This window comes from Sphingomonas sp. SL1004 (genome assembly GCF_057815015.1).
Genome location: NZ_JBYMUX010000002.1, coordinates 218,593 through 236,651, shown reverse-complemented (window position 1 = coordinate 236,651; position 18,059 = coordinate 218,593). Strand labels below are relative to the sequence as shown.

Annotated in this window: 23 protein-coding genes; 13 read left to right on the top strand and 10 right to left on the bottom strand. The window is 61.2% G+C overall.

Features of this window, described 5'->3' with window-relative positions; all coding sequences use genetic code 11:
- Window positions 1-390 carry a hypothetical protein gene (locus AC3D24_RS21775; protein WP_489033624.1) on the bottom strand — a complete coding sequence of 130 codons (390 nt, stop codon included), beginning with the start codon at window positions 388-390 and terminating at the stop codon, window positions 1-3.
- 64 nt (window positions 391-454) lie between these two features.
- On the opposite strand from AC3D24_RS21775, the gene AC3D24_RS21770 reads away from it, so the two are divergent.
- Window positions 455-910 carry a MarR family winged helix-turn-helix transcriptional regulator gene (locus AC3D24_RS21770; RefSeq protein ID WP_489033622.1) on the top strand — a complete coding sequence of 152 codons (456 nt, stop codon included), beginning with the start codon at window positions 455-457 and terminating at the stop codon, window positions 908-910.
- Between the two features lie 333 nt (window positions 911-1,243).
- Here AC3D24_RS21770 and AC3D24_RS21765 read toward each other — a convergent pair whose 3' ends face one another.
- A complete protein-coding gene (locus tag AC3D24_RS21765) occupies window positions 1,244-2,203 on the bottom strand; it encodes an IS481 family transposase (RefSeq protein ID WP_489033621.1) in 960 nt (319 codons plus the stop codon).
- A gap of 177 nt (window positions 2,204-2,380) precedes the next feature.
- Window positions 2,381-3,277 carry a LysR family transcriptional regulator gene (locus AC3D24_RS21760; protein WP_489033620.1) on the bottom strand — a complete coding sequence of 299 codons (897 nt, stop codon included), beginning with the start codon at window positions 3,275-3,277 and terminating at the stop codon, window positions 2,381-2,383.
- A gap of 91 nt (window positions 3,278-3,368) precedes the next feature.
- Here AC3D24_RS21760 and AC3D24_RS21755 point away from each other — a divergent pair, with 91 nt between their 5' ends.
- Window positions 3,369-3,863: an ester cyclase gene (locus tag AC3D24_RS21755; protein ID WP_489033618.1), complete on the top strand. Its 495-nt coding sequence runs from the start codon at window positions 3,369-3,371 to the stop codon at window positions 3,861-3,863.
- A gap of 275 nt (window positions 3,864-4,138) precedes the next feature.
- Here AC3D24_RS21755 and AC3D24_RS21750 read toward each other — a convergent pair whose 3' ends face one another.
- Window positions 4,139-5,032, bottom strand: coding sequence for a LysR family transcriptional regulator (locus AC3D24_RS21750; RefSeq protein ID WP_489033617.1), 894 nt, complete (start codon window positions 5,030-5,032; stop codon window positions 4,139-4,141).
- A gap of 92 nt (window positions 5,033-5,124) precedes the next feature.
- Between AC3D24_RS21750 and AC3D24_RS21745 the strand changes: the two genes are divergently transcribed.
- Complete coding sequence (locus tag AC3D24_RS21745; protein ID WP_489033615.1) at window positions 5,125-5,508, top strand: nuclear transport factor 2 family protein; 384 nt, start codon at window positions 5,125-5,127, stop codon at window positions 5,506-5,508.
- A gap of 362 nt (window positions 5,509-5,870) precedes the next feature.
- Here AC3D24_RS21745 and AC3D24_RS21740 read toward each other — a convergent pair whose 3' ends face one another.
- Window positions 5,871-6,431, bottom strand: coding sequence for a TetR/AcrR family transcriptional regulator (locus AC3D24_RS21740; protein ID WP_489033613.1), 561 nt, complete (start codon window positions 6,429-6,431; stop codon window positions 5,871-5,873).
- Between the two features lie 139 nt (window positions 6,432-6,570).
- On the opposite strand from AC3D24_RS21740, the gene AC3D24_RS21735 reads away from it, so the two are divergent.
- From AC3D24_RS21735 to AC3D24_RS21725, 3 genes are all read left to right on the top strand, one after another.
- Window positions 6,571-7,035: an SDR family NAD(P)-dependent oxidoreductase gene (locus tag AC3D24_RS21735; protein WP_489033611.1), complete on the top strand. Its 465-nt coding sequence runs from the start codon at window positions 6,571-6,573 to the stop codon at window positions 7,033-7,035.
- Between the two features lie 87 nt (window positions 7,036-7,122).
- Window positions 7,123-7,587, top strand: coding sequence for an Rrf2 family transcriptional regulator (locus tag AC3D24_RS21730; RefSeq protein ID WP_489033609.1), 465 nt, complete (start codon window positions 7,123-7,125; stop codon window positions 7,585-7,587).
- On the top strand, window positions 7,577-8,473 hold the full coding sequence (locus AC3D24_RS21725; RefSeq protein WP_489033802.1) for an NAD(P)/FAD-dependent oxidoreductase: 897 nt from the start codon (window positions 7,577-7,579) through the stop codon (window positions 8,471-8,473). Before AC3D24_RS21730 ends, AC3D24_RS21725 begins: the two co-directional genes overlap by 11 nt.
- A gap of 222 nt (window positions 8,474-8,695) precedes the next feature.
- Here the strand turns inward: AC3D24_RS21725 and AC3D24_RS21720 are convergent, their stop codons facing one another.
- From AC3D24_RS21720 to AC3D24_RS21710, 3 genes are all read right to left on the bottom strand, one after another.
- On the bottom strand, window positions 8,696-8,857 hold the full coding sequence (locus tag AC3D24_RS21720; RefSeq protein WP_489033608.1) for a hypothetical protein: 162 nt from the start codon (window positions 8,855-8,857) through the stop codon (window positions 8,696-8,698).
- 184 nt (window positions 8,858-9,041) lie between these two features.
- Complete coding sequence (locus AC3D24_RS21715) at window positions 9,042-9,293, bottom strand: GCG_CRPN prefix-to-repeats domain-containing protein (RefSeq protein WP_489033606.1); 252 nt, start codon at window positions 9,291-9,293, stop codon at window positions 9,042-9,044.
- A gap of 161 nt (window positions 9,294-9,454) precedes the next feature.
- Entirely contained in the window at window positions 9,455-9,760 is a 306-nt protein-coding gene (locus AC3D24_RS21710; RefSeq protein WP_489033604.1) for a hypothetical protein, read from the bottom strand.
- Between the two features lie 239 nt (window positions 9,761-9,999).
- Between AC3D24_RS21710 and AC3D24_RS21705 the strand changes: the two genes are divergently transcribed.
- From AC3D24_RS21705 to AC3D24_RS21680, 6 genes are all read left to right on the top strand, one after another.
- Entirely contained in the window at window positions 10,000-10,431 is a 432-nt protein-coding gene (locus AC3D24_RS21705; RefSeq protein WP_489033602.1) for an EF-hand domain-containing protein, read from the top strand.
- A 36-nt stretch (window positions 10,432-10,467) separates the two neighbouring features.
- A complete protein-coding gene (locus AC3D24_RS21700) occupies window positions 10,468-11,037 on the top strand; it encodes an RNA polymerase sigma factor (RefSeq protein ID WP_489033601.1) in 570 nt (189 codons plus the stop codon).
- Window positions 11,021-11,416: a hypothetical protein gene (locus AC3D24_RS21695; RefSeq protein ID WP_489033599.1), complete on the top strand. Its 396-nt coding sequence runs from the start codon at window positions 11,021-11,023 to the stop codon at window positions 11,414-11,416. Before AC3D24_RS21700 ends, AC3D24_RS21695 begins: the two co-directional genes overlap by 17 nt.
- A 3-nt stretch (window positions 11,417-11,419) precedes the next feature.
- Window positions 11,420-11,866: a periplasmic heavy metal sensor gene (locus tag AC3D24_RS21690; protein WP_489033598.1), complete on the top strand. Its 447-nt coding sequence runs from the start codon at window positions 11,420-11,422 to the stop codon at window positions 11,864-11,866.
- A 62-nt stretch (window positions 11,867-11,928) separates the two neighbouring features.
- On the top strand, window positions 11,929-13,335 hold the full coding sequence (locus tag AC3D24_RS21685) for a DUF1800 domain-containing protein (RefSeq protein WP_489033596.1): 1,407 nt from the start codon (window positions 11,929-11,931) through the stop codon (window positions 13,333-13,335).
- Between the two features lie 4 nt (window positions 13,336-13,339).
- Window positions 13,340-14,488 (top strand): DUF1501 domain-containing protein, encoded by a 1,149-nt coding sequence (locus tag AC3D24_RS21680; RefSeq protein ID WP_489033595.1) that lies wholly within the window; start codon window positions 13,340-13,342, stop codon window positions 14,486-14,488.
- A 240-nt stretch (window positions 14,489-14,728) separates the two neighbouring features.
- Here the strand turns inward: AC3D24_RS21680 and AC3D24_RS21675 are convergent, their stop codons facing one another.
- Both AC3D24_RS21675 and AC3D24_RS21670 read right to left on the bottom strand, forming a co-directional pair.
- The gene (locus tag AC3D24_RS21675) at window positions 14,729-15,760 is read right to left on the bottom strand and encodes a cache domain-containing protein (RefSeq protein WP_489033593.1); all 1,032 of its coding nucleotides are present in this window, start codon (window positions 15,758-15,760) and stop codon (window positions 14,729-14,731) included.
- 37 nt (window positions 15,761-15,797) lie between these two features.
- Entirely contained in the window at window positions 15,798-16,160 is a 363-nt protein-coding gene (locus tag AC3D24_RS21670; protein ID WP_489033591.1) for a response regulator, read from the bottom strand.
- A 376-nt stretch (window positions 16,161-16,536) separates the two neighbouring features.
- Between AC3D24_RS21670 and AC3D24_RS21665 the strand changes: the two genes are divergently transcribed.
- Window positions 16,537-17,619 (top strand): hypothetical protein, encoded by a 1,083-nt coding sequence (locus tag AC3D24_RS21665; RefSeq protein ID WP_489033589.1) that lies wholly within the window; start codon window positions 16,537-16,539, stop codon window positions 17,617-17,619.
- Window positions 17,620-18,059 lie beyond the last annotated feature (440 nt).

Below are 18,059 nucleotides of genomic sequence, written 5' to 3'. Positions count from 1 at the left end.
TCAGTAATTGCTCGCTGCTTCGCGTAGCCAGCGGATCAGCGCCAGATTGGCCTCGTCGACGGTAAACGCCGAGCGTTGGTAGTCATCATCTTCCGTTGCATCGGCCGCAGCAAGCCTCACCGCCGACCAGTTCGCCTGGTGCAACGCCAGTCGTGTCAGCAATGTCGAATACAGCCCGCTGAACGTCGACTGCGCCGCATAGTCCCTCTTGTCCAGCATCGGCCGCACGATGCCGGCGATCGCGCTTACCTCCGCCGACATTTGGCGACGCAACGACACCAGCGCCTTGCCCCGTTCGGCGTCGTGCCGGGTGCGGATGGTCGTCAGGTCGGCCATCAACCGTTCCAGCTTCACCGCTTCGTCGAGAAACAATCGTCGGTTGGCCTGCATTGGTCGCCTCCTATCTTTGGCGCAACAATGGACCAAGCAACGGCGTCTTGCTACAGCGCATAGCATGTCGCGACCGCATGAACTCGAGGCGCTGATCGGTTACCACCTGCGCCGGGCCTCGAGCGTTATGATGGCCGATCTCGCCGAGCGCCTTTCCCGGATCGGCCTCACGACCACCGAGGCCTCGATCCTCGTGGTGCTCCATGAGGAGGCTGGCATCTCGCAGAGCGAGATCGGTCGCCGTCTCGCCATCAAGCGCGCCAATATGGCGCCGCTAATCGCCGGGCTCGTGGCACGCGAGATTATCGGGCGGGGCGATCGGGTCGGACGCATACACCCGCTAACGCTCACATCTGCAGGAGGGAAGCTGGCGGCGGAGGCGCGGAAACGAATGGATGAGCATGACGCCAATTTCTTCGGTGAGTTGTCGACGGACCGTCGTGCGCAGTTTCAGGAGTTCCTGTCCGAACTGTGGCAGCGGCCGATAGTGCGTACGGTCGAGACGAACGCCAAGGCGTAGCGGCCAACGTACGCCGCTTGGCCCCAAGGACTAAGCAGCATGTCCGTGATCGCCAATCCACCTGATGCTGCCGATCACCGCGTGCTGCTACTATGAGCGACGCCTAACAGGCTGCTGAAAACGGCCGCTCCGGCCGGCGGCGAACTCGCCTTCTTCAAGACATGATGTCTGCCGACACGACCATAAAAACCATTGTTGGCGTGGAAGGGCATCGCTGGCGGAGCCGACAAAGTTCCAGTGATGCGTAGCACCGTTGGAATACCCGGCGGAAGGCATCGAGGACAGCTTCGGGCTCAAAGGCTGGCGATCACGACATGTCGATGCCCAAAAGAATTAGTTGTTTAGTCCCGGCATCTGGTGGATCGGATTGACGATGAACCGCTCAGGCTCTGAAGTCCAGATTTTGGCGATGTATTCGTAAGGCGTGAGGCCGCTGAGCGTTTTGAGCCGACGGGCGAAGTTGTAGGCAGCCATAAAGTCAGCGAGGTGCGTCCGTAGCTGTTCGTGGTTTTCGTAGTGGAAGCGTTTGACGGTCGCCTCCTTGATGGTGCGGTTCATCCGTTCGACCTGTCCGTTGGTCCACGGATGGTTCGGCTTCGTGAGGCGGTGCTCAATGTCGTTTGCCTCGCAGATCATGTCGAAGCGCATCTGACGCGACCAGGCGGTGTTACGGTTGCGCGGCTGGTCGGCGAACTGGATGCCATTGTCGGTCAGGATCGTGTGGATCCGGTACGGCACCGCTTTCAGCAGGTGCTCAAGGAACTCCCACGCCGTTCGCCTGTCAGCCTTGTCGACGAGCTGGGTGACCGCGAATTTACTCGTGCGGTCGATGCCGACGAACAGGTAGAGTTTGCCTTCGGCTGTCTGAACCTCGGCGATATCCATGTGGAAGAAGCCGATCGGGTAGCGCTTGAAGCGCTGTCGCTTCGGCTTGTCGCCCTCAATGTCCGGCAGACGGGATATACCGTGCCGCTGCAGGCATCGATGCAGCGCCGATCGGGTCAGATGAGGGATCGACGGCTGCAATGCGTAGAGGCAGTCGTCCAGCGGCAGCAACGTGTGACGCCGGAATGCGACGACCGCTGCCTCCTCGGCTTCGGTTAGGGTCGTGGAGTGAGGGGCCTTCGGCCCGGTCTTCAGATCCTCGACCGTCGCCCGCTTACGCCACTTCGCGACCGTCTTGGGGTTGATCCCCAGTTCCTGGCTCAACGTCGCGAGCGAAGCTTGCGATCGCTGTATTGCTGCTCTGACGGCGTGCGTGGTCGTGGCGCTCCCGTGACGTACCTGTCCCATATGGCTTCCTTCCATTCCAACGAAAGGATCGCACCATCAAACCGTGGGATCAAACATCTAGCGTTGGTCCAACCCAATCGACTGCCCGCTCGCATTCTCACCGAGGATGGTTGATCGGGAATGTAGCGGCATTCTCAAAAGCTACGGTTCGGGCGAAGTGAGAATAGACTAGCCGCCTCACGCAGCAACGAGCCCGTTGCGCGCTAGCTCTATGAGCGCGCGTAGCGCAGGCGGGGGCTGGCGGTGTCCGGGGTAGTAAAGACTTAAGCCAGGCTCGGGCGGACACCAATCGTCTAACACTGACACCAGCCGCTTCTCAGCCAGCGCCCGCCCTACGAGGCTTTCCATAACGTAGGCGAGGCCCGCTCCAGCCAACGCGGCATAGACCATCAACTCTGCTCGGTCCAACGTCAGCCGTCCGGGCACATGCACCGTCCGCTCCTCGCCAGCCCGCTCGAACTGCCAGCCATACAGCGCACCGGAAGGCAGCCTGATGCGGACGCACCTGTGCCGCGCCAGATCATCGGGGGTCTGCGGAACACCCGCGCTCCCAAGGTAATCAGGGGTGGCCACAACGATGAAACGAATGGGCGGACCGAGCGGCACTACGATCATGTCGATCGGCACGGCATGGCGTAGCCTAATGCCCGCGTCGCACCCGTCCGCGACGATATCCACGGTCCGGTCTTCGGCGCGCAATTCCAGGTTCACGTCGGGATAGCGTTCCTGAAATAGGGGGATCACCTCTTGCAAGAGCAGGCGAACGGCCGTTGTCGGCGCACTGATCCTAAGGGCGCCACTGACATGATCACCGGCCTCCGCCGCTGCCACTAACGCCGCGTCAATGACGTTCAATCCAGCAGTCGCCTGCTCGAGCAGACGTTCACCCGCTACCGTAAGAGCGACGCTACGGGTTGTCCGGTGCAGAAGGCGGACGCCGATGCGCTCTTCCAGGCGCCGAATGACATGGCTGGCCGACGATGGGGCCAAGCCGAGCGAGCCTGCCGCGCTTCTGAAGCTTCCCAACTTCGCCACGGCTGCCAGAAGGCGCAGTTCTTGAGGGTTCCAGTCCACCGATGGCGTTCCTCGAACAGGCTATACGGTCCGCGTGCCATAGTGCCCGCCAGCCTTTGATAGCACATGTCTTCCATCAGGAGACAAACCCATGGATACGTACATCAGTCCGGATGATCATCAGTTCAGCGAGCGTGCTCGCGGCCTTGTTCGGATCGGCAGGGAAGCGATAGCAAAACCAGACGACGCGGCTCTGAGTCGCTATTTTTCAGACAACTACGTACTGCACGGGCCGAGTGGTGATGCCGACGTGACGAGCGCCAAGGCGTTCTTCGCGATGATGCGCTCAGCATTCCGCAACTTCGCGTGCGAGCGGCTCCTGCTTGTGGAGCAAGGCCAAATGATTGGGGCACGCACGGTTATGACAGGCGTATTTACCGGACCATTGCAGGGGACGGCTGCCGGTACGATCGAGCCGAATGGCAAGCCCGTGCGGCGCGAACTGCTCAACTTGTTTAGGTACGACGACGATGGTCGTCTGGCAGAGGAATGGGTCCAATACGACGATCTCACCTTTCTGAGGCAACTCGGCATCGAAATGAAAGCCTTGAACCAAAGTTCAGCAGCCCGACCACCGTCGCCATAAGCAAGGTGGAGCGGCATTGCCGAGGAGGGCACGTCGCCTCAATGGCTCTTCTGGGCCCCGCCTTCGCAAAACCCGCTTGATTGCGATTTCGCGACGGAGATGGTGAACACTACCCGCCGCGTATATTCTGACATCTGGCCAGTTAGAGCGACGTCCGTTTCGCAACACAAGCCTCCCAGTGGGTTGACACTGTTTGATTACGCAACATATGATGTTGCATGACGCCGCCTTTCCTGAAATCCGAGGGTGTTTTGGGAATTCAGCACCGTGGCAACTTATTGACGATGGATGGCGCTAAGCCGCTCGCGTAGCCATCGATGTGCCGGATCTGCGTCCACCCTGGCATGCCATGCTGCGGCCAAGGTAAAAGACGGCAGCGACAAGGGCGGTTCGAACAGGCTTAGATCGTGTCTCCTTGCGGTCAACAAGGTATGCGGTAGCGTTGCCACCATGTCGCTCGTCGCAACCGCCTCGATCGCGAGAAGATAGTTCTGAACTGAAAGCGCAACCCGTCGCGCGCGGCCCTGGGCGGCAAGCGCACGGTCCACAAGGCCCTCGAAACCCCCTCCGTTTCCAGAAACGAGGACGTGGTCGCGTGCGCAATAATCGTCGAGATCGCTAACGCACGGTCCGTCGGCTCGCACCGCCGACACGAAGTGATCGCGTACAATGGTGCGCGCAATCAGCGCGGGCATGCGGTTGAACTGCGTCGGGGCGCCAAGCGCCAGGTCGATCTGGCCAGTCTCTAGATCGCCCAGCCGCGCTGTATCGAACTGATGAAGGGCGCTGCGGATGTTCGGCCCCGATCCGGCCCGCACGGCCTCGACGAGTGGCAGGCCGACTATCGCTGCGGCGTTATCATTCGCCATGATCGAGAAGGTCCGCGTGGCGTTCGCGGAATCAAAGACGCGCCCGGCGATGGTCGTGTCCAAATCGGTCAGCATCTGGCGCGCTGCCTCTGCGATACTTCTTGCCCTATCGGTTGCAATCAGGCCGCGCTTTCCGCTTGCTGACACCAACACCGGATCGTTTAAGGTCTTACGCAAGGTCGCGAGGCGCGCGGACATGCGAGGCTGGCTGATGCAGAGCCGCTTCGCTGCACGTCCGACACCGCCGTCCTCAACAAGCGCAACCAACGAGGGCAAAAGGGGTAACAGCGCATCATCCATCCGAATTGCGGATAACATGTATTCGACGGATCAGTATAGGCGATTGACGTAGCGCGACATACCTTTGGGCGACGTTGTCGAGGAGATCGTTCATGTTCACGCCCGAAGATATTGCCAAGGCCTTCCACGCGACGCTGGTAAACCGCGACTGGTCAGCGATGCGTGCTCTATTTCACGATGACGCCACGTGGACGCTGCCGGGCGACAACACGATCTCGGGCACCGCTGTTGGTGGCGATGCGGTTGTGAAGCGGGCACAGCTGATCGCAAGTTACGAGCTGTCGTTCAGGTTGGAGAACATTCTGCTGAGCCGTGACAACATGGCGCTTGGCTTGCACAACACCGCCGAACGGGACGGCGTGCGGCTGGACGAGAAGCTTGCCACTGTCTGCCGCCTGCGCGATGGGCGGATTGGGGAGATAGAGACGTTCCTGTCCGACGTGCCCGGCATGAACCGTTTTTTCACACGGAACTGATTGGCGGACACCTTCCGGCCGAAGCAGCAGAGGTGACCGTCACATCTCAAAAGAGCAAGCAGCAGTCACGATTAAACTATCCCATAAACGAAAGTCGAGAGGGGAAACCCAGCTTAACGCCCTGAAAAGCACTGGTGTTGGATGCCGTTTTCTCGAAACTGTTCCCAAATCGATTTACCCGAAATGGCCTAAACGACAGAGGAAAACGGGAATCCTTAGCTGACCGGTTTTGGCGACACGGAACGACGCCCAGTTTCGAACCTGACCGTCCTTCGTTGAGCGATCGCTGCCCTGCTTCAGTCGCGTATCTCCTGACTTCCGGACGTCGCGTATGTCCCAACCTTCTGCGACAGATCGCTTCCTCAGGCTGCTGCTTCCCTCAGATATGAGCGGCACATCAGCAGCAGCTGGACCTGCAAGGCATCATTCGCAGCCGCAGCCAGGTTCCGCTCAAAGGCGTTGCGCACGGCACCAAAGATGACGGTGACAAAAGTTAGGTTTACGCTCTGAATGTCGGCGAACGATGCGTCGGCCGCGCTGGCCAGCATGGCGGCGGTCGACGCATCGACGCGCCCTGCGAACGCCTCGATCAGCGCCGCATTGTCGAGCTCCACGACGGAGCGGTAGAGCGCACGGGTCACGTCAGCTCGCTCAGTCTTGGCCTGCCAGTAGGTGTCGATCAGCGCCTCGACCATTTCGTCGATCTTCGTGCCTTGATGAGCACGGCATGTGGCCTCGATCTTTAGCGCCAATGCCTCCAGGTAACGCTGGTTAAGTGCGTAGATCAGCGCCTGCTTATGGAGGAAATACTGGTACATCGTACCAACCGACACGCCCGCGCGCTTCGCCACGCGCGTCGTGGTCAGACGCTGGGGACCATCGGCCACTAAAAGCTGAATGGTCGCCTCGAAGATGGCGTCCAACGTCGCTGCCGCACGTGCCTGACGCGGCCTTTTGCGTGGGTTTAGATGGGCAGGCGCAACCGATCCCATATGCGAATCCTCAAACCGAACGATCCTTCATATCTTAGGTCTTGTGAAAACAGGATCGGAAGGATTGCTCATGACCGACAATATTCGTGTCGCCCTCGTTACCGGGGCCAACAAAGGGATCGGGCTGGAGATTGCCCGTCAGCTCGCCCAGGCTGGCGTTCGCGTCCTCATCGGGGGACGCGACGATGGCCGCGCACGCGCGGCCGTGGACGATCTGGCCTCACAGGGGCTGGTCGCGCATTCCGTACGGGTCGACCTCGACGACGAGGACAGCATCACGAACGCGGCGGCAACCATCGCTCAAGAGCATGGCGAGCTCGACATCTTGGTCAACAATGCCGGCATCTTCGACACCGCCGATGGTCCACCCGGCACGGCGTCGCTCGCCGCGGTGCGCCGGGTGAGGAAGGGGCACGGCTTCCGGTTCGCTATGCGCTCGGCGGCGACGAGTCCGGCCAATGGTTCGAACCCGAGGGGAAGACTCCCTGGTGACGTCGCCAATCTGATTACGGTGCCCCTGTCGCGAAACTGCTGAGTTTCGGATGTCACGAATATCGTCACTTTTGCAACATCGACCTGCCAGCGGATTGATTCTTTCAGGTCACGCAATATATGATGTTGCATGAAACGTGATAGCAAATTGTCGGGCGTGCTGCACGTCCTCCTCCACATGACTGAGGCAGCAAGGCCGGTCACATCGGAAACTATGGCAAAGGCGATGAACACCAACCCGGTGGTCATACGCCGAATCATGGCGGGCCTGCGCGATGCTGGCTTCGTCCGTTCGGCGAAGGGGCATGGGGGCGGGTGGACGATCGCCCGCGATCTTACCTCGATCACGTTACGCGATGTCTATGCTGCGCTTGGCAGTCCCGAGTTGTTCGCGCTCAGCAACCGCACGGACGCGCCCGGCTGCCTCGTTGAACAGGCGGTCAATGCTGCGCTGAACGAAGCTTTTCAGGACGCCGAAGCACTGCTCCTTGAACGCTTTGGTGCAGTGACGCTCGCTGAGCTCAGCGCCGACTTCCACGCCAGCATGATCGCGAGCGGCAAATCCATTGATCTGGAGATTGTTCATGCAGCATGACGCTATCGTCATTGGCGGCAGCTATGCTGGCCTGTCCGCCGCCATTCACATCGCTCGCGCACGCCGGTCCGTCTGCGTCATCGACGCCGGGTCCCCGCGCAACCGCTTTGCCGACGCCTCGCACGGCTTTTTCAGCCAAGATGGCGCAGAGCCGCATGCCATGATCGCCGGAGCGTTAGCGCAGCTTCAGCGCTACCCTTCCGTGCGGGCCGTGACAGGCGAAGCGATCGGCGCATCAGCCATCGGCGACGGGTTCGAGGTGAAGCTTGCTAACGGTGAGACGTTGACTGCGACCAAGCTGGTGCTGGCGTTTGGCATCTCCGACATACTGCCCGACGTGCCCGGTTTGGCAGAACGTTGGGGCAAGAGCGTGCTGCATTGTCCTTACTGCCATGGCTTCGAATATGGCGGTCAGCGACTGGGCGTCCTCCAAACGATGCCAATGTCGGCGCATCAGGCGTTGCTCATCGCTGACTGGGGGCCGACGACTTTGTACCTCAACGGCGGCGAGGTGCCGGATGCCGAGGTCCGGGCGAAGCTGGCGCGTCGTGATGTAACTATCGAACCTGCGCAAATCACGGCGCTTCACGGCAAGGGCATCGCCTTGTCATCACTCATCCTTGGCGACGGACGGGAGGTGCTGATTGATGCACTGTATCTCGCTCCGCGTTCCCGGCTTAACAGCCCCATTGCCGAACAGCTGGGTTGTGCGCTGGATGATGGCCCATTCGGACCGGTGATCCGCACCGATGCAGCCAAGCTGACGACGGTACCCGGCGTCTATGCCGCGCGCGCGCCGCACAATGCCAGCTGGGCGGCTGCCGATGGCGTAACTGCAGGCGTCTCGCTCCATCAGTCGCTGGTGTTCGAACCGCTCGCAGCCTGATGGAGGACGAGACATTGTTCTTCCGGACCTGATGCACATGGCGCTAGTCGTCTGGCTCTAGGCTAACGCGATGCCGCGCATAAATTTCAGACTGATAAGATCTATTTTGACCGATGAAGTAAGCCGATAGAAACGGAAACTCGGGTATAGAGCCCCACCGAACGCCTGAGGCTGATACATTAGACGGAGGTATGTTGCTGCACCATCGGCAATGTGCCGCTACTAGAATCTTTGGCTTTTCATTTCAGCAAGGGCGCCCATATCGCGGACCGCACTGATGATCTTCTTGGTAGTCACGCCGCGTTCTACGAAGGTCACGCTTGGCATCCTGCCGGTTTTCGCGAGCAGCTTGTTGATCGTACCCGTCACCGTACCGGTTGGCATCGCGAACATCCTGGCGCGCTCCTCGCAGATCCTGACGAGCATTTAGCACGTCGCCGCGTGTTGTGCATGCCGAGGTAACCGTAGCGATAGCACCCAGCGCAATCAAAGTGGCAATTCGTGTCATGCTTTAGCCTCTGCTCATTTTTGAGAATGAGTGAGGCTATGCGCCTCACTTTCTGGATGATCACCGATAACGCCAACCTCCGTGCCACCGGTAGCGGTTGGCATAATAGCGCCGCCCACCCCAGTACCCTCGACCGGGATAGAAAACTCCGATCCGCAGGGCAGGGCCACCAACAAAACGCCCACGGTTAGGCCGGCAGTAGCCGCCGGGACCGCGATGGGCGCCGACGCCGCAGCCTTGGCGGGCTTCTGCCGGCACGCTGATCGTCAGCGCCGCACCTGCAGCGAGGGTTGCGAGAATGATGCCTCTCATGTCTTTTTCCTTTTTATTATATTCTGTACTGTCGATCTGATCCTCGTCAGCCTGGATGGGCAATTCCGTCCGCGGCTTCGTTAGGGCGGTCGTCGCATATGTGACGAGTGCGCCAGATCCCGTGTCAGAACAGCTTCGACGCTACAGCTCGAAGGTTGATCTCAGTAGCCGCGACGATCATGCTTGTTCCGATAGATGCGGCCACTCGCCCGATCCTGCCGCGATTGCAGCCGTGATTTTTGCGTGTGCGACAAGCGACCACCGTTACGGTCACGCATACGGTCTTCGGTGCGGGCGATCCGGCCCTGCTGACGTTCGGCATGTGCCGCTTCGCCAGGGGTCAGTCGACCGCTGTTTACGCCATTGGCGATGCGGTCCTGCTGACGATCCTGACGCTGATTTACACTCTGTGCGTCAGCTGTGCCTGCCATCGTCAGTACGGCCAGTGCGGCAAGGATGAACTTCATGGCTGATCTCCTATTCTGAGAAGTCCGATCGCGCTTGATCGGACATATCCTCGCGACTTACACGCACGGGATCGCCGCTTCCGTCGTACCGTCGGCATTTTTTCGCTTGGGTGGGAAGTCGGTACAGCGGAGCTCCGTCTCGCCAGATATTGTCAGAGCGAGCGACGGATATCAGCGACGACGACGTTCAATGATCGTCGCTGGAGTATTGCGGCAGCAATCGCGAAAGGACCGAATTCATGATCATATCAAAAGCGCCCCAGCTGGGGACTTTGGTTGGTCTACTGCTGCTGCTACCCGCAGCAGCGTGCGGCCAGAGCCGACAGCTATCTGGCAGTATGAAGGCGGCAGTCGCAAAATCGACAGCGGGCATGACGGTGACGGACTTTACCGCCAGGCGCGAGCAACGGATACTCTCTGCTGATACCGATGGCGACGGCAAGGTGAGCAAGGCGGAGTTTCTGGCTTCCAGAAACTCCGGCAAAGGCGATCCCGCCCGGCGCTTTGGCCGGCTCGATCGTAACGCCGACGGTTGGCTCGACAAGCAGGAGATCACATCGGCGATGGCGCGCCGTTTCAGTCGATTGGATACGAACGGCGATGGCGTGGTGACCCCGGCAGAGCGGGCCGCAGCCAAGACAACCAAGAACGGGAATGATCCAGAAAGCTGAATTTGTAGCGGATGATGTTGGTAGGATATTTCAGGTTTGAGCGGGCACGATCCGGATACCGGACTAGTCAAGCGGATTGGACAGGGCGACCCGGTCGCGACCCGGCTGCTGGTCGCGGCCAAGTTGCCCCGCATCCTTGGACTGGCCACGCGGGTACTGCGCGATCCGGTTGCAGCGGAAGACGTCGCGCAGGAGGCCTTCGTCCGGATTTGGCGAACCGCTGGTCGGTGGCAGCCCGGCGTTGCACGGTTCGACACCTGGCTGCACACGGTCGTCCTCAATCTATGCCGCGACCGATTGCGCCGCCAGCGCGCCCTGACGGGCGAACCGGTGCCGGAGATGACGGACCCGGCACCGAACGCAGAGGCGGTACTGATCGAGGCCGAGCACGGCCGCGACGTGGCCGCTGCCATTGCAAGTCTGCCCCAGCGACAGCGCCATGCGATCCTGCTGGTTCATTATCAGGATATGTCGGGAGCGGATGCCGCCGCAATGCTGGACGTAAGCGTCGAAGCACTGGAGTCACTACTTGCCAGAGGACGGCGCGCACTGCGCGTCCGGCTATCGTCCATGCAGGAAGGAGAGACCGATGACCGAACCGTTTGACCCCGCACGCTTCCTTGCGTTGGCCGACGCCTATGGTGGCGTCGTGGCGCGCTGGCCTGAGCGTGAGCGCGAAGGTGCCGCCCGCTTCGGTGCCACGCTTGAAGGTGCGGCGGTGCTGGCACGAGCATCGGCACTGGATACGCAGCTGGATGCATGGCGATTACCGAGGCCATCGACTGAATTAGCGGCGCGTATCGTGGCAGGGGCCCCGGCGATAGCTGGTAGTGTGAGAGTCCAGCTACGTTGGTGGTGTTCGGGGCTGGGGTTCGCCGCTGCTTTGGCGGGAGCCGTTGCGGGCACGGCTGCGGTTGCGATGGTCGCGCCTGTTGATGTCAGCAGCAGCACCTCGTTCGGTGACGTCGCCGGCACGGACGGCTAGACCATGTCGAAGCTTCATTTCAGGCTTGTCGCCTCAGTCGTCCTCAACCTGTTCCTCGCAGGCGCGCTGATTGCTGGTTACGCGTCGCTCCGTACCGGCAAACGAATGCTGAATGCGGGGTCGCTCCGCATCGCCGGCGCCGAGCTGCCGGCGAGCGAGCAGCGTTCTTTTCGCCAGGCGCTTCGCCAAGCCCGGCAAACGCAGCGTTCGAGCATTGTCGCCTCGAGAATAGCCAAAATACGTGCGGCTGCACTTCTGCGAGAAGCTACGGTGAACCAATCAGCGGTGGTGGCCGAGCTCGACCGTGCCCGCGTCGCCGACATGATCGTCCGGGCTGCGGTAGAGCGACGCGCCGTGGCGTTTACTGCCAATCTTCCCACCAGCGACCGGGCCAAACTTGCCGATGCAATGGAACGCCGGGCGAAACGCCGCATGCCTGGCGCAGAATGATAGTGCGACGGAAAGCGGCGGGTGCGGCGTTCAACTGAGTACAGACGCCGTAAGGAATACCAGTGCTCAATCAGATTACCAAGCTGTCGACCGCTGCCATTGCGCTCAATCGTTTCGGGCTTGGTGCGCGGCCCAGCGATCCACCACCTGCCAATCCACAACGCTGGGTGATTGACCAGTTCAGTCGTTTCGAGGTCCGGCCCGCCCGCTTTGCCGTTCTTGATGATGCCGGACAGATCGTCGCTCGCTATCGCGAGCAGCAACAAGCGAACCGGCGCATGGCAAACGGTGCTGTTGCGACGGACATCAAGGCGACACTGAGGGCTGGGCGCCAGGACTTCCGGCAGGACGTGCAAGCGCTCTACGGCGATGGCGTACAGGCGCGCGCCGATGCAGCACTCGCAACCGAGGCGCCTTTTGTCGAGCGAATGGTGCATTTCTGGTCAAACCACTTCTGCGTGTCGGCCGACAACCCTCGCGTTACAGCTTTTGCCGCCGCATTCGAGCGCGATGCCATCAGGCCACACGTTCTGGGATGCTTCGCCGACATGCTGCTCGCGGTCGAGCGGCATCCGGCGATGCTTCTCTATCTCAATCAGGTTCAGTCGGTCGGGCCAGACAGTGTGGCCGCTGCACGCACGCCGATGCGAAAGCGCGGGCTGAACGAGAATTTAGCGCGCGAAATTATGGAGCTGCACACGCTCGGCGTCAGATCCGGATACACTCAGGTCGACGTGACCGAGTTTGCGCGCGCGTTGACCGGCTGGTCGATCGATGGCCTTGGTAGCCGGGGCGGACGAGGCGGTACGAATTACTTCGTCTTCCGTCCTGCACAGCATCAACCCGGCGTCCGCACCATCATGGGCAAGCGTTACGCCGATGGTGGCGAGGATCAAGCGAAGGCCGCGCTATCGGAGTTTGCGTTGGCGCCCGTAACCGCGACGCATGTTGCCACCAAGATTGCGCGACATTTTGCCGGGGACGAGCCTCCACCCGCGCTGATCGCACGGTTGGCGGCAACCTTCACGGCCACCAAGGGCGATCTGCCATCGCTGTACCGCACGCTTGCCGCGTCGCCCGAGGCGTGGGTGGCGGCGCCGACCAAGTTTAAGACCCCGTGGGAGTGGACTGTCTCGGCGCTGCGCGGGATTGGTTGGAGGAGTGTCGGCAAAATGCAGATCGCTGCGCTCCAAACGCAGCTCGGCCAGCGCGTGTGGAAGCCCGGGGCGCCTGCCGGCTGGGATGATGTCGCGGCAAGTTGGGCAGGCTCGGACGCACTGCTCCGCCGGGTCGAGATCGCTCAGCGTTTGGTGGCGCCGCTTGGCGAGACGGTGGATGCGCGGATCCTCGCCCCCAGGATCATGCCAGCGTCGCTTTCGCCTTCAACGGCCGACCAGATTGCCCGCTCCGAAAGCCCGGCAGGCGCCGTCGCGCTGATGCTGGTCTCCCCCGATTTCCTCAGGAGATGATCCGATGATCGCCCGTCGCCAGTTCCTCTCAACCGCCGCATGTGGTGTCGGCGCGCTGTTCGTCGCGCCTGGTCTTGCGCTCGCCACGGTGCCGACCGAGCGCCGTTTTGTATTCATCATCCAGCGCGGCGCGGCCGACGGCCTGGATATCCTCCGCCCGGTCGGGGATCCTGCCTTCGCTGGCTTACGTAGCCAACTGGTCGGTAGTGGCGTACCCGGCACCAAGCTTGACGCCATGTTCACGCTGCATCCGGCGCTCGACCAGATCGGCAGGATGTACGGGACGGGACAAGCACTATTTGTCCATGCTGTCGCCTCGCCGTACCGAGACCGGTCGCATTTCGACGGGCAGAACGTTCTCGAGACAGGCGGCATGCAGCCCTACGTGGTCCGCGATGGGTGGATGAATCGCCTCGTCGCGATGTTGCCGCGCACTACAGACGAAGCGATCGCCATTGCCTCGACGGTGCCGACCGCGCTGCGTGGGGCCATTCAAGTGGCGTCGTTCGCACCGTCCGCGTTGCCGCACGTCGCCGACGACCTGATGACGCGGGTGACCGCGCTCTACGATGCCGATCCGCAGCTCCACGCGCCATGGGCCGCTGCGCTCGAGACCCGGGGCCTTGGTGGCGATCTCGGCGCTAGGCAAGATCCGGCTAGCCTTGGGCGGCTGACAGCAAGCTTCCTGACCAAGCCGAACGGTCCGCGGATTGCCATGCTTGAAACGCTCGGCTGGGACACGCACAGCGCGCAGGCCAGGCGCCTGAGCAACCAGCTGAAGAACCTTGATGCGCTGGTGGCGGCACTTCGTGACGGGCTTGGCACTGCTTGGGCAACCACCACGGTGCTCGTCGCGACGGAGTTCGGCCGGACCGCCTCGGTGAACGGCACCGGTGGCACCGATCATGGGACGGGCTCGGTCGCGATGCTAGTGGGCGGGGCGGTTAAGGGTGGTCGCGTGATCGCTGACTGGCCGGGCCTGACCGCGTCCAGTCTTTATGAACAGCGAGACCTGCGTCCAACTAGCGCGCTTGACGCGCTGATCGCCGGCGCTGTTGCAGAGAGCCTTATGCTCGACCCAGAACGGGTCAGACGCGGCCTGTTCACGCAGGTAACTGGCGAGCGGCCAATGGGTGGGTTGCTCCACGTTTAGGCTGGCAGCCCTGTCGCATATGTCCTGTGTTTCGAACGTCGCGAAAATATCGCTCTTGCGACAGGAATGTCGAAAAGAGGGCCGTAGCCCCGCCTATTTCACGGGAACAGTATGAAATGCGAACACTTCCGACCTATATTGGAGAGTGCCGTGTCTTGTCCGAGAACGCACGCCTCAGCCGTAACATAACTCAACCGTCCGCCTTCTGCCAGCCTCAGCGGCGATGTGTTACGAGGCTGGTTACCTCGCCGTCAGTGCTGTGGCTATTTCGTCCTCCGTGGCAACACGATCCTCGATAACGCACCGGTATGCGAGACCCGGCATACCGAGGTCCGACGGGACCTTGGCCTGCGCGATGATCAAACCATCATGGGTGGCGAGCTCAGGTTTTGTCGACACGATGGCGTGCGGGTGGTGGGCGTGGAAGGCGTAGTTGCCCGTCGAAGCGACCACGCGCCCCGCTTGATCGACAATGGAGATAGTCGAGCAATCACCCTCACGGCGTGATACGTCCATGATCCGCTCGACTTGCCCCTCGAAGTCGTATTCGAGGTAGCAGACGCCGACGATCATGCCATTGACGATGACAGGCGCGACGTAGACGAGCACCTTGCGGTGGTTGGACCAGGGATTGTCCCAGACCTCGTCCGTCAGCCAACCATCCCGCTGGTCAAGGTGGCGGGCGCGCTCGAACTGCGCCTGTCCCTTGAAGTCGACCGATCGGACTGAGGCGTTCTCATGTGCACAGACGGTCACCGATCCGTCGGCGTCGACGAGAAATGCATTGAGGAAATACGGAGACAGACGGAGCAAGGATCGGAGCCGTTCCAACGCCTCCGCTTGATAGCGCCCCCCCGCACCCTGCATTACCAGCGCGTCCTGAATGGAACGATCCGCCGCCAGCATGCGGAGGTCGATCGAGCGATCGTATAGCGTGCGAGAAAGGCTGTCGGCGATGGATTGGGCGAGTTCGCGCAAGCGGCCGCCCTCGAACTCCTCAAGCAACTCATTGGCGATCGCGGCGCCGAGTTGCAGCCTGTCCATGACGCCGGCCCGGAAAGCGACGGATGCCTGCCGAGCGCTGCCGGCAAGCGATTTTACTTCTGTCGCGACAACTCCAAAGCCGCGCCCCGCCTCGCCGGCGCGAGCCGCCTCGATGGCGGCGTTTAGCGCCAGCAGGTTGGTCTGCGCAGCGATTGCCTCTGCCTTGCTGGCATGCGCGTCGACATCGCTGCCGAGCGCTGAAATGAGAGAGCGTAGACGACGAGGCATAATCCAGGCTGCTTAGCCAAAATTGATTAAAGTCCGATTAGGCCTTTCTGCTTTGCCACGTGGCTGCCTTTCGAAGAACGCGCGAAAGTTGCTCTACTGAATAGGGTTTATGAAGCAGCTCAAAGCCGTGCTTGTCGTTCTGCGCGGGCACATGACTATAGCCGCTTGTCAGGACCACCGGCACGGTTGGATGATCCATCCTGATGCGGGCGCCGAGCTCCAGGCCACTCATGCCGGGCATTACCACATCCGAGAAGACGATGTGGAACCTGCCGCAATCCGTATCCAGTTCGGAGAACGCCTGCTCGGCATCGAGCGCCAGCACACTGGCATAGCCCAGCTCCTTCAAGGCCTCGGTGGCGAACTCGCCGACGCTGACATTGTCCTCGACCACGAGCACACATGGGCCATCGCCTCCAACGGCGGGCTTAGCCTCGTCCAGTTCGATCGCCGGCCCTCCGGATTCGCACGAGGCAGGTACAGGGTGAACGTCGTACCCTTGTCCGGTTCGCTCTCGACCCGAATGTCCCCGCCGGACTGTTTGGCAAAGCCGATTATCTGGCTAAGCCCCCAACCCAATACCGCAAGGGCATGAAGCAACCGTAGCTCGCCTTTAATTCGACCACCACCTGCCAACCGCAGGAGATTCCTGGAGGGGTGTCCGGTTCAGGCCGCAGACCTCGCTGCCTCATTTACGCAATCCGCGCACTCACTCGGTAAAAGCATCTTGTTGGGGCTGAGCTTCGTACCTTGCGTGTAGCGCGAAGGGTGCGGCGATGAACGGCAGACTTCCGACGCGATTTACGGGCGCACTGCTCGCAGCACTGGTCTGCGCGCCCGGTGTGGCAGAGGCGCACGTGAAATGGTTTTGCGGGCCCATCGACGGCTCGGCACCACCACAACCCTTTGCTCAGGTCGTGACGCCGTTCTTCCTTGAGTTGCTCGCCGTGTTCCTCGGCCTCGTCATGGTTGGTGCAATGCTCGATGCCATGATCGCGCGCTTTGCCCGAACACCGATCGTCCCCATCGATCGTGCCGCAATGCTGAGCGATCCGCTCGTTCGGATTGGCGTCGCACTTTACGGCTTGTGCCTGTGGGGTAATCTTGCCGTCGTCATGTGGGCAGATCCATCGAGCGGATCGGTCCTGACGCCGGACCTGTACGGGACCAATCGCATGGTCGGCTACCTGCAGCTGTCAATGGCGGCATCGGTTCTAATCCCGCGCCTGTCGATAGTCGCGGCAGCGGTGCTCGTCGGTCTATACGCGGTGGGCGTCGCTAAGTTCGGCCCGTTCTACATGATCGACTATCTCTTCTTTCTCGGGCTTGCCGCCTACATCGCATTGAGCGATCCGCGGCTCGGCCGGTTCTCCGTCCATCATTTCCGTGTCTCCATCCTCATCGGTTCGCTCAGCTTCAGCCTGATGTGGACGGCAGTCGAGAAGTTCCTGTTTCCACAATGGACGATTGCCGTATTGCTGCTTCATCCCGGCGTCACCGCCGGGCAACCATTCCCCACCGTCGCTACCATTGCAGGCTTCGTCGAGTTCTCCCTAGCGTTCTATCTGCTGGCTGGACGGGAGATACTCGGCCGGGTTGGAGCAGTGTTGCTGGGAATCGTGTTCGTCGCCGCGATGCCGGAGTTCGGCATGCTTGACGTCGTCGGCCATATTCCCGTCCTTTTGATCCTATTGGTCGCGCTGATTACCGGCGAGACGCCATTGCAGGCCCTTTCACGGGGGATCCAACCGGGCATCCTCGTCTCTGGGTGGAGGGTTGGTCTCGCATATATCGTCGTGCTGACGACGCTGATGGCACTCTACTACGGGCTACATGCTTTGTCGGTTCGGCTCATCTGAACTGGGCTCGTCGCCTCGGCGTACCTTGCGCGCGCCGCCAGTCGATCGCGCGGTTCCGTGCGATCGTGCAAACCACGTGATCAGGCTCGATCTTCGCGGCTTCCATGCGTCCGCGGTGTGGATCGGCACCGAAAGCAGGACCCTAGAAAGTTTTACTTAAGCTGTTGTATTCGCGTCGAAGCTTGACGTAGCAGGGGTCCCGATCGGCGCCGATCGCGACCCCTTTCATTACCCATACTTCCCGAGAGGTAACAGGGTGTTGGCCCGCTTAAAACGGGGGGCCAGCTTTCGACGCCGATCCAAATGTCCTTAGTTCCATACCACCACCGGTGCGGCCAGGCATACAGTGAAACCACGTCAGGCGATCCGGCAGTCTGCGTCTGCCAAGGAGATAAGAACTCGCTAACCCTTTGCAGGATATGGAGGGTGCACCGAAGCTG

What these genes read in the sequence shown, in the direction of transcription:
- AC3D24_RS21775 (WP_489033624.1), bottom strand. Translation starts at nt 390, where the DNA reads ATGCAGGCCAACCGACGATTGTTTCTCGACGAAGCGGTGAAGCTGGAA.
- AC3D24_RS21770 (WP_489033622.1), top strand. Translation starts at nt 455, where the DNA reads ATGTCGCGACCGCATGAACTCGAGGCGCTGATCGGTTACCACCTGCGC.
- AC3D24_RS21765 (WP_489033621.1), bottom strand. Translation starts at nt 2,203, where the DNA reads ATGGGACAGGTACGTCACGGGAGCGCCACGACCACGCACGCCGTCAGA.
- AC3D24_RS21755 (WP_489033618.1), top strand. Translation starts at nt 3,369, where the DNA reads ATGGATACGTACATCAGTCCGGATGATCATCAGTTCAGCGAGCGTGCT.
- AC3D24_RS21750 (WP_489033617.1), bottom strand. Translation starts at nt 5,032, where the DNA reads ATGGATGATGCGCTGTTACCCCTTTTGCCCTCGTTGGTTGCGCTTGTT.
- AC3D24_RS21745 (WP_489033615.1), top strand. Translation starts at nt 5,125, where the DNA reads ATGTTCACGCCCGAAGATATTGCCAAGGCCTTCCACGCGACGCTGGTA.
- AC3D24_RS21735 (WP_489033611.1), top strand. Translation starts at nt 6,571, where the DNA reads ATGACCGACAATATTCGTGTCGCCCTCGTTACCGGGGCCAACAAAGGG.
- AC3D24_RS21730 (WP_489033609.1), top strand. Translation starts at nt 7,123, where the DNA reads ATGAAACGTGATAGCAAATTGTCGGGCGTGCTGCACGTCCTCCTCCAC.
- AC3D24_RS21725 (WP_489033802.1), top strand. Translation starts at nt 7,577, where the DNA reads ATGCAGCATGACGCTATCGTCATTGGCGGCAGCTATGCTGGCCTGTCC.
- AC3D24_RS21720 (WP_489033608.1), bottom strand. Translation starts at nt 8,857, where the DNA reads ATGCCAACCGGTACGGTGACGGGTACGATCAACAAGCTGCTCGCGAAA.
- AC3D24_RS21715 (WP_489033606.1), bottom strand. Translation starts at nt 9,293, where the DNA reads ATGAGAGGCATCATTCTCGCAACCCTCGCTGCAGGTGCGGCGCTGACG.
- AC3D24_RS21710 (WP_489033604.1), bottom strand. Translation starts at nt 9,760, where the DNA reads ATGAAGTTCATCCTTGCCGCACTGGCCGTACTGACGATGGCAGGCACA.
- AC3D24_RS21705 (WP_489033602.1), top strand. Translation starts at nt 10,000, where the DNA reads ATGATCATATCAAAAGCGCCCCAGCTGGGGACTTTGGTTGGTCTACTG.
- AC3D24_RS21695 (WP_489033599.1), top strand. Translation starts at nt 11,021, where the DNA reads ATGACCGAACCGTTTGACCCCGCACGCTTCCTTGCGTTGGCCGACGCC.
- AC3D24_RS21690 (WP_489033598.1), top strand. Translation starts at nt 11,420, where the DNA reads ATGTCGAAGCTTCATTTCAGGCTTGTCGCCTCAGTCGTCCTCAACCTG.
- AC3D24_RS21680 (WP_489033595.1), top strand. Translation starts at nt 13,340, where the DNA reads ATGATCGCCCGTCGCCAGTTCCTCTCAACCGCCGCATGTGGTGTCGGC.
- AC3D24_RS21675 (WP_489033593.1), bottom strand. Translation starts at nt 15,760, where the DNA reads ATGCCTCGTCGTCTACGCTCTCTCATTTCAGCGCTCGGCAGCGATGTC.
- AC3D24_RS21665 (WP_489033589.1), top strand. Translation starts at nt 16,537, where the DNA reads ATGAACGGCAGACTTCCGACGCGATTTACGGGCGCACTGCTCGCAGCA.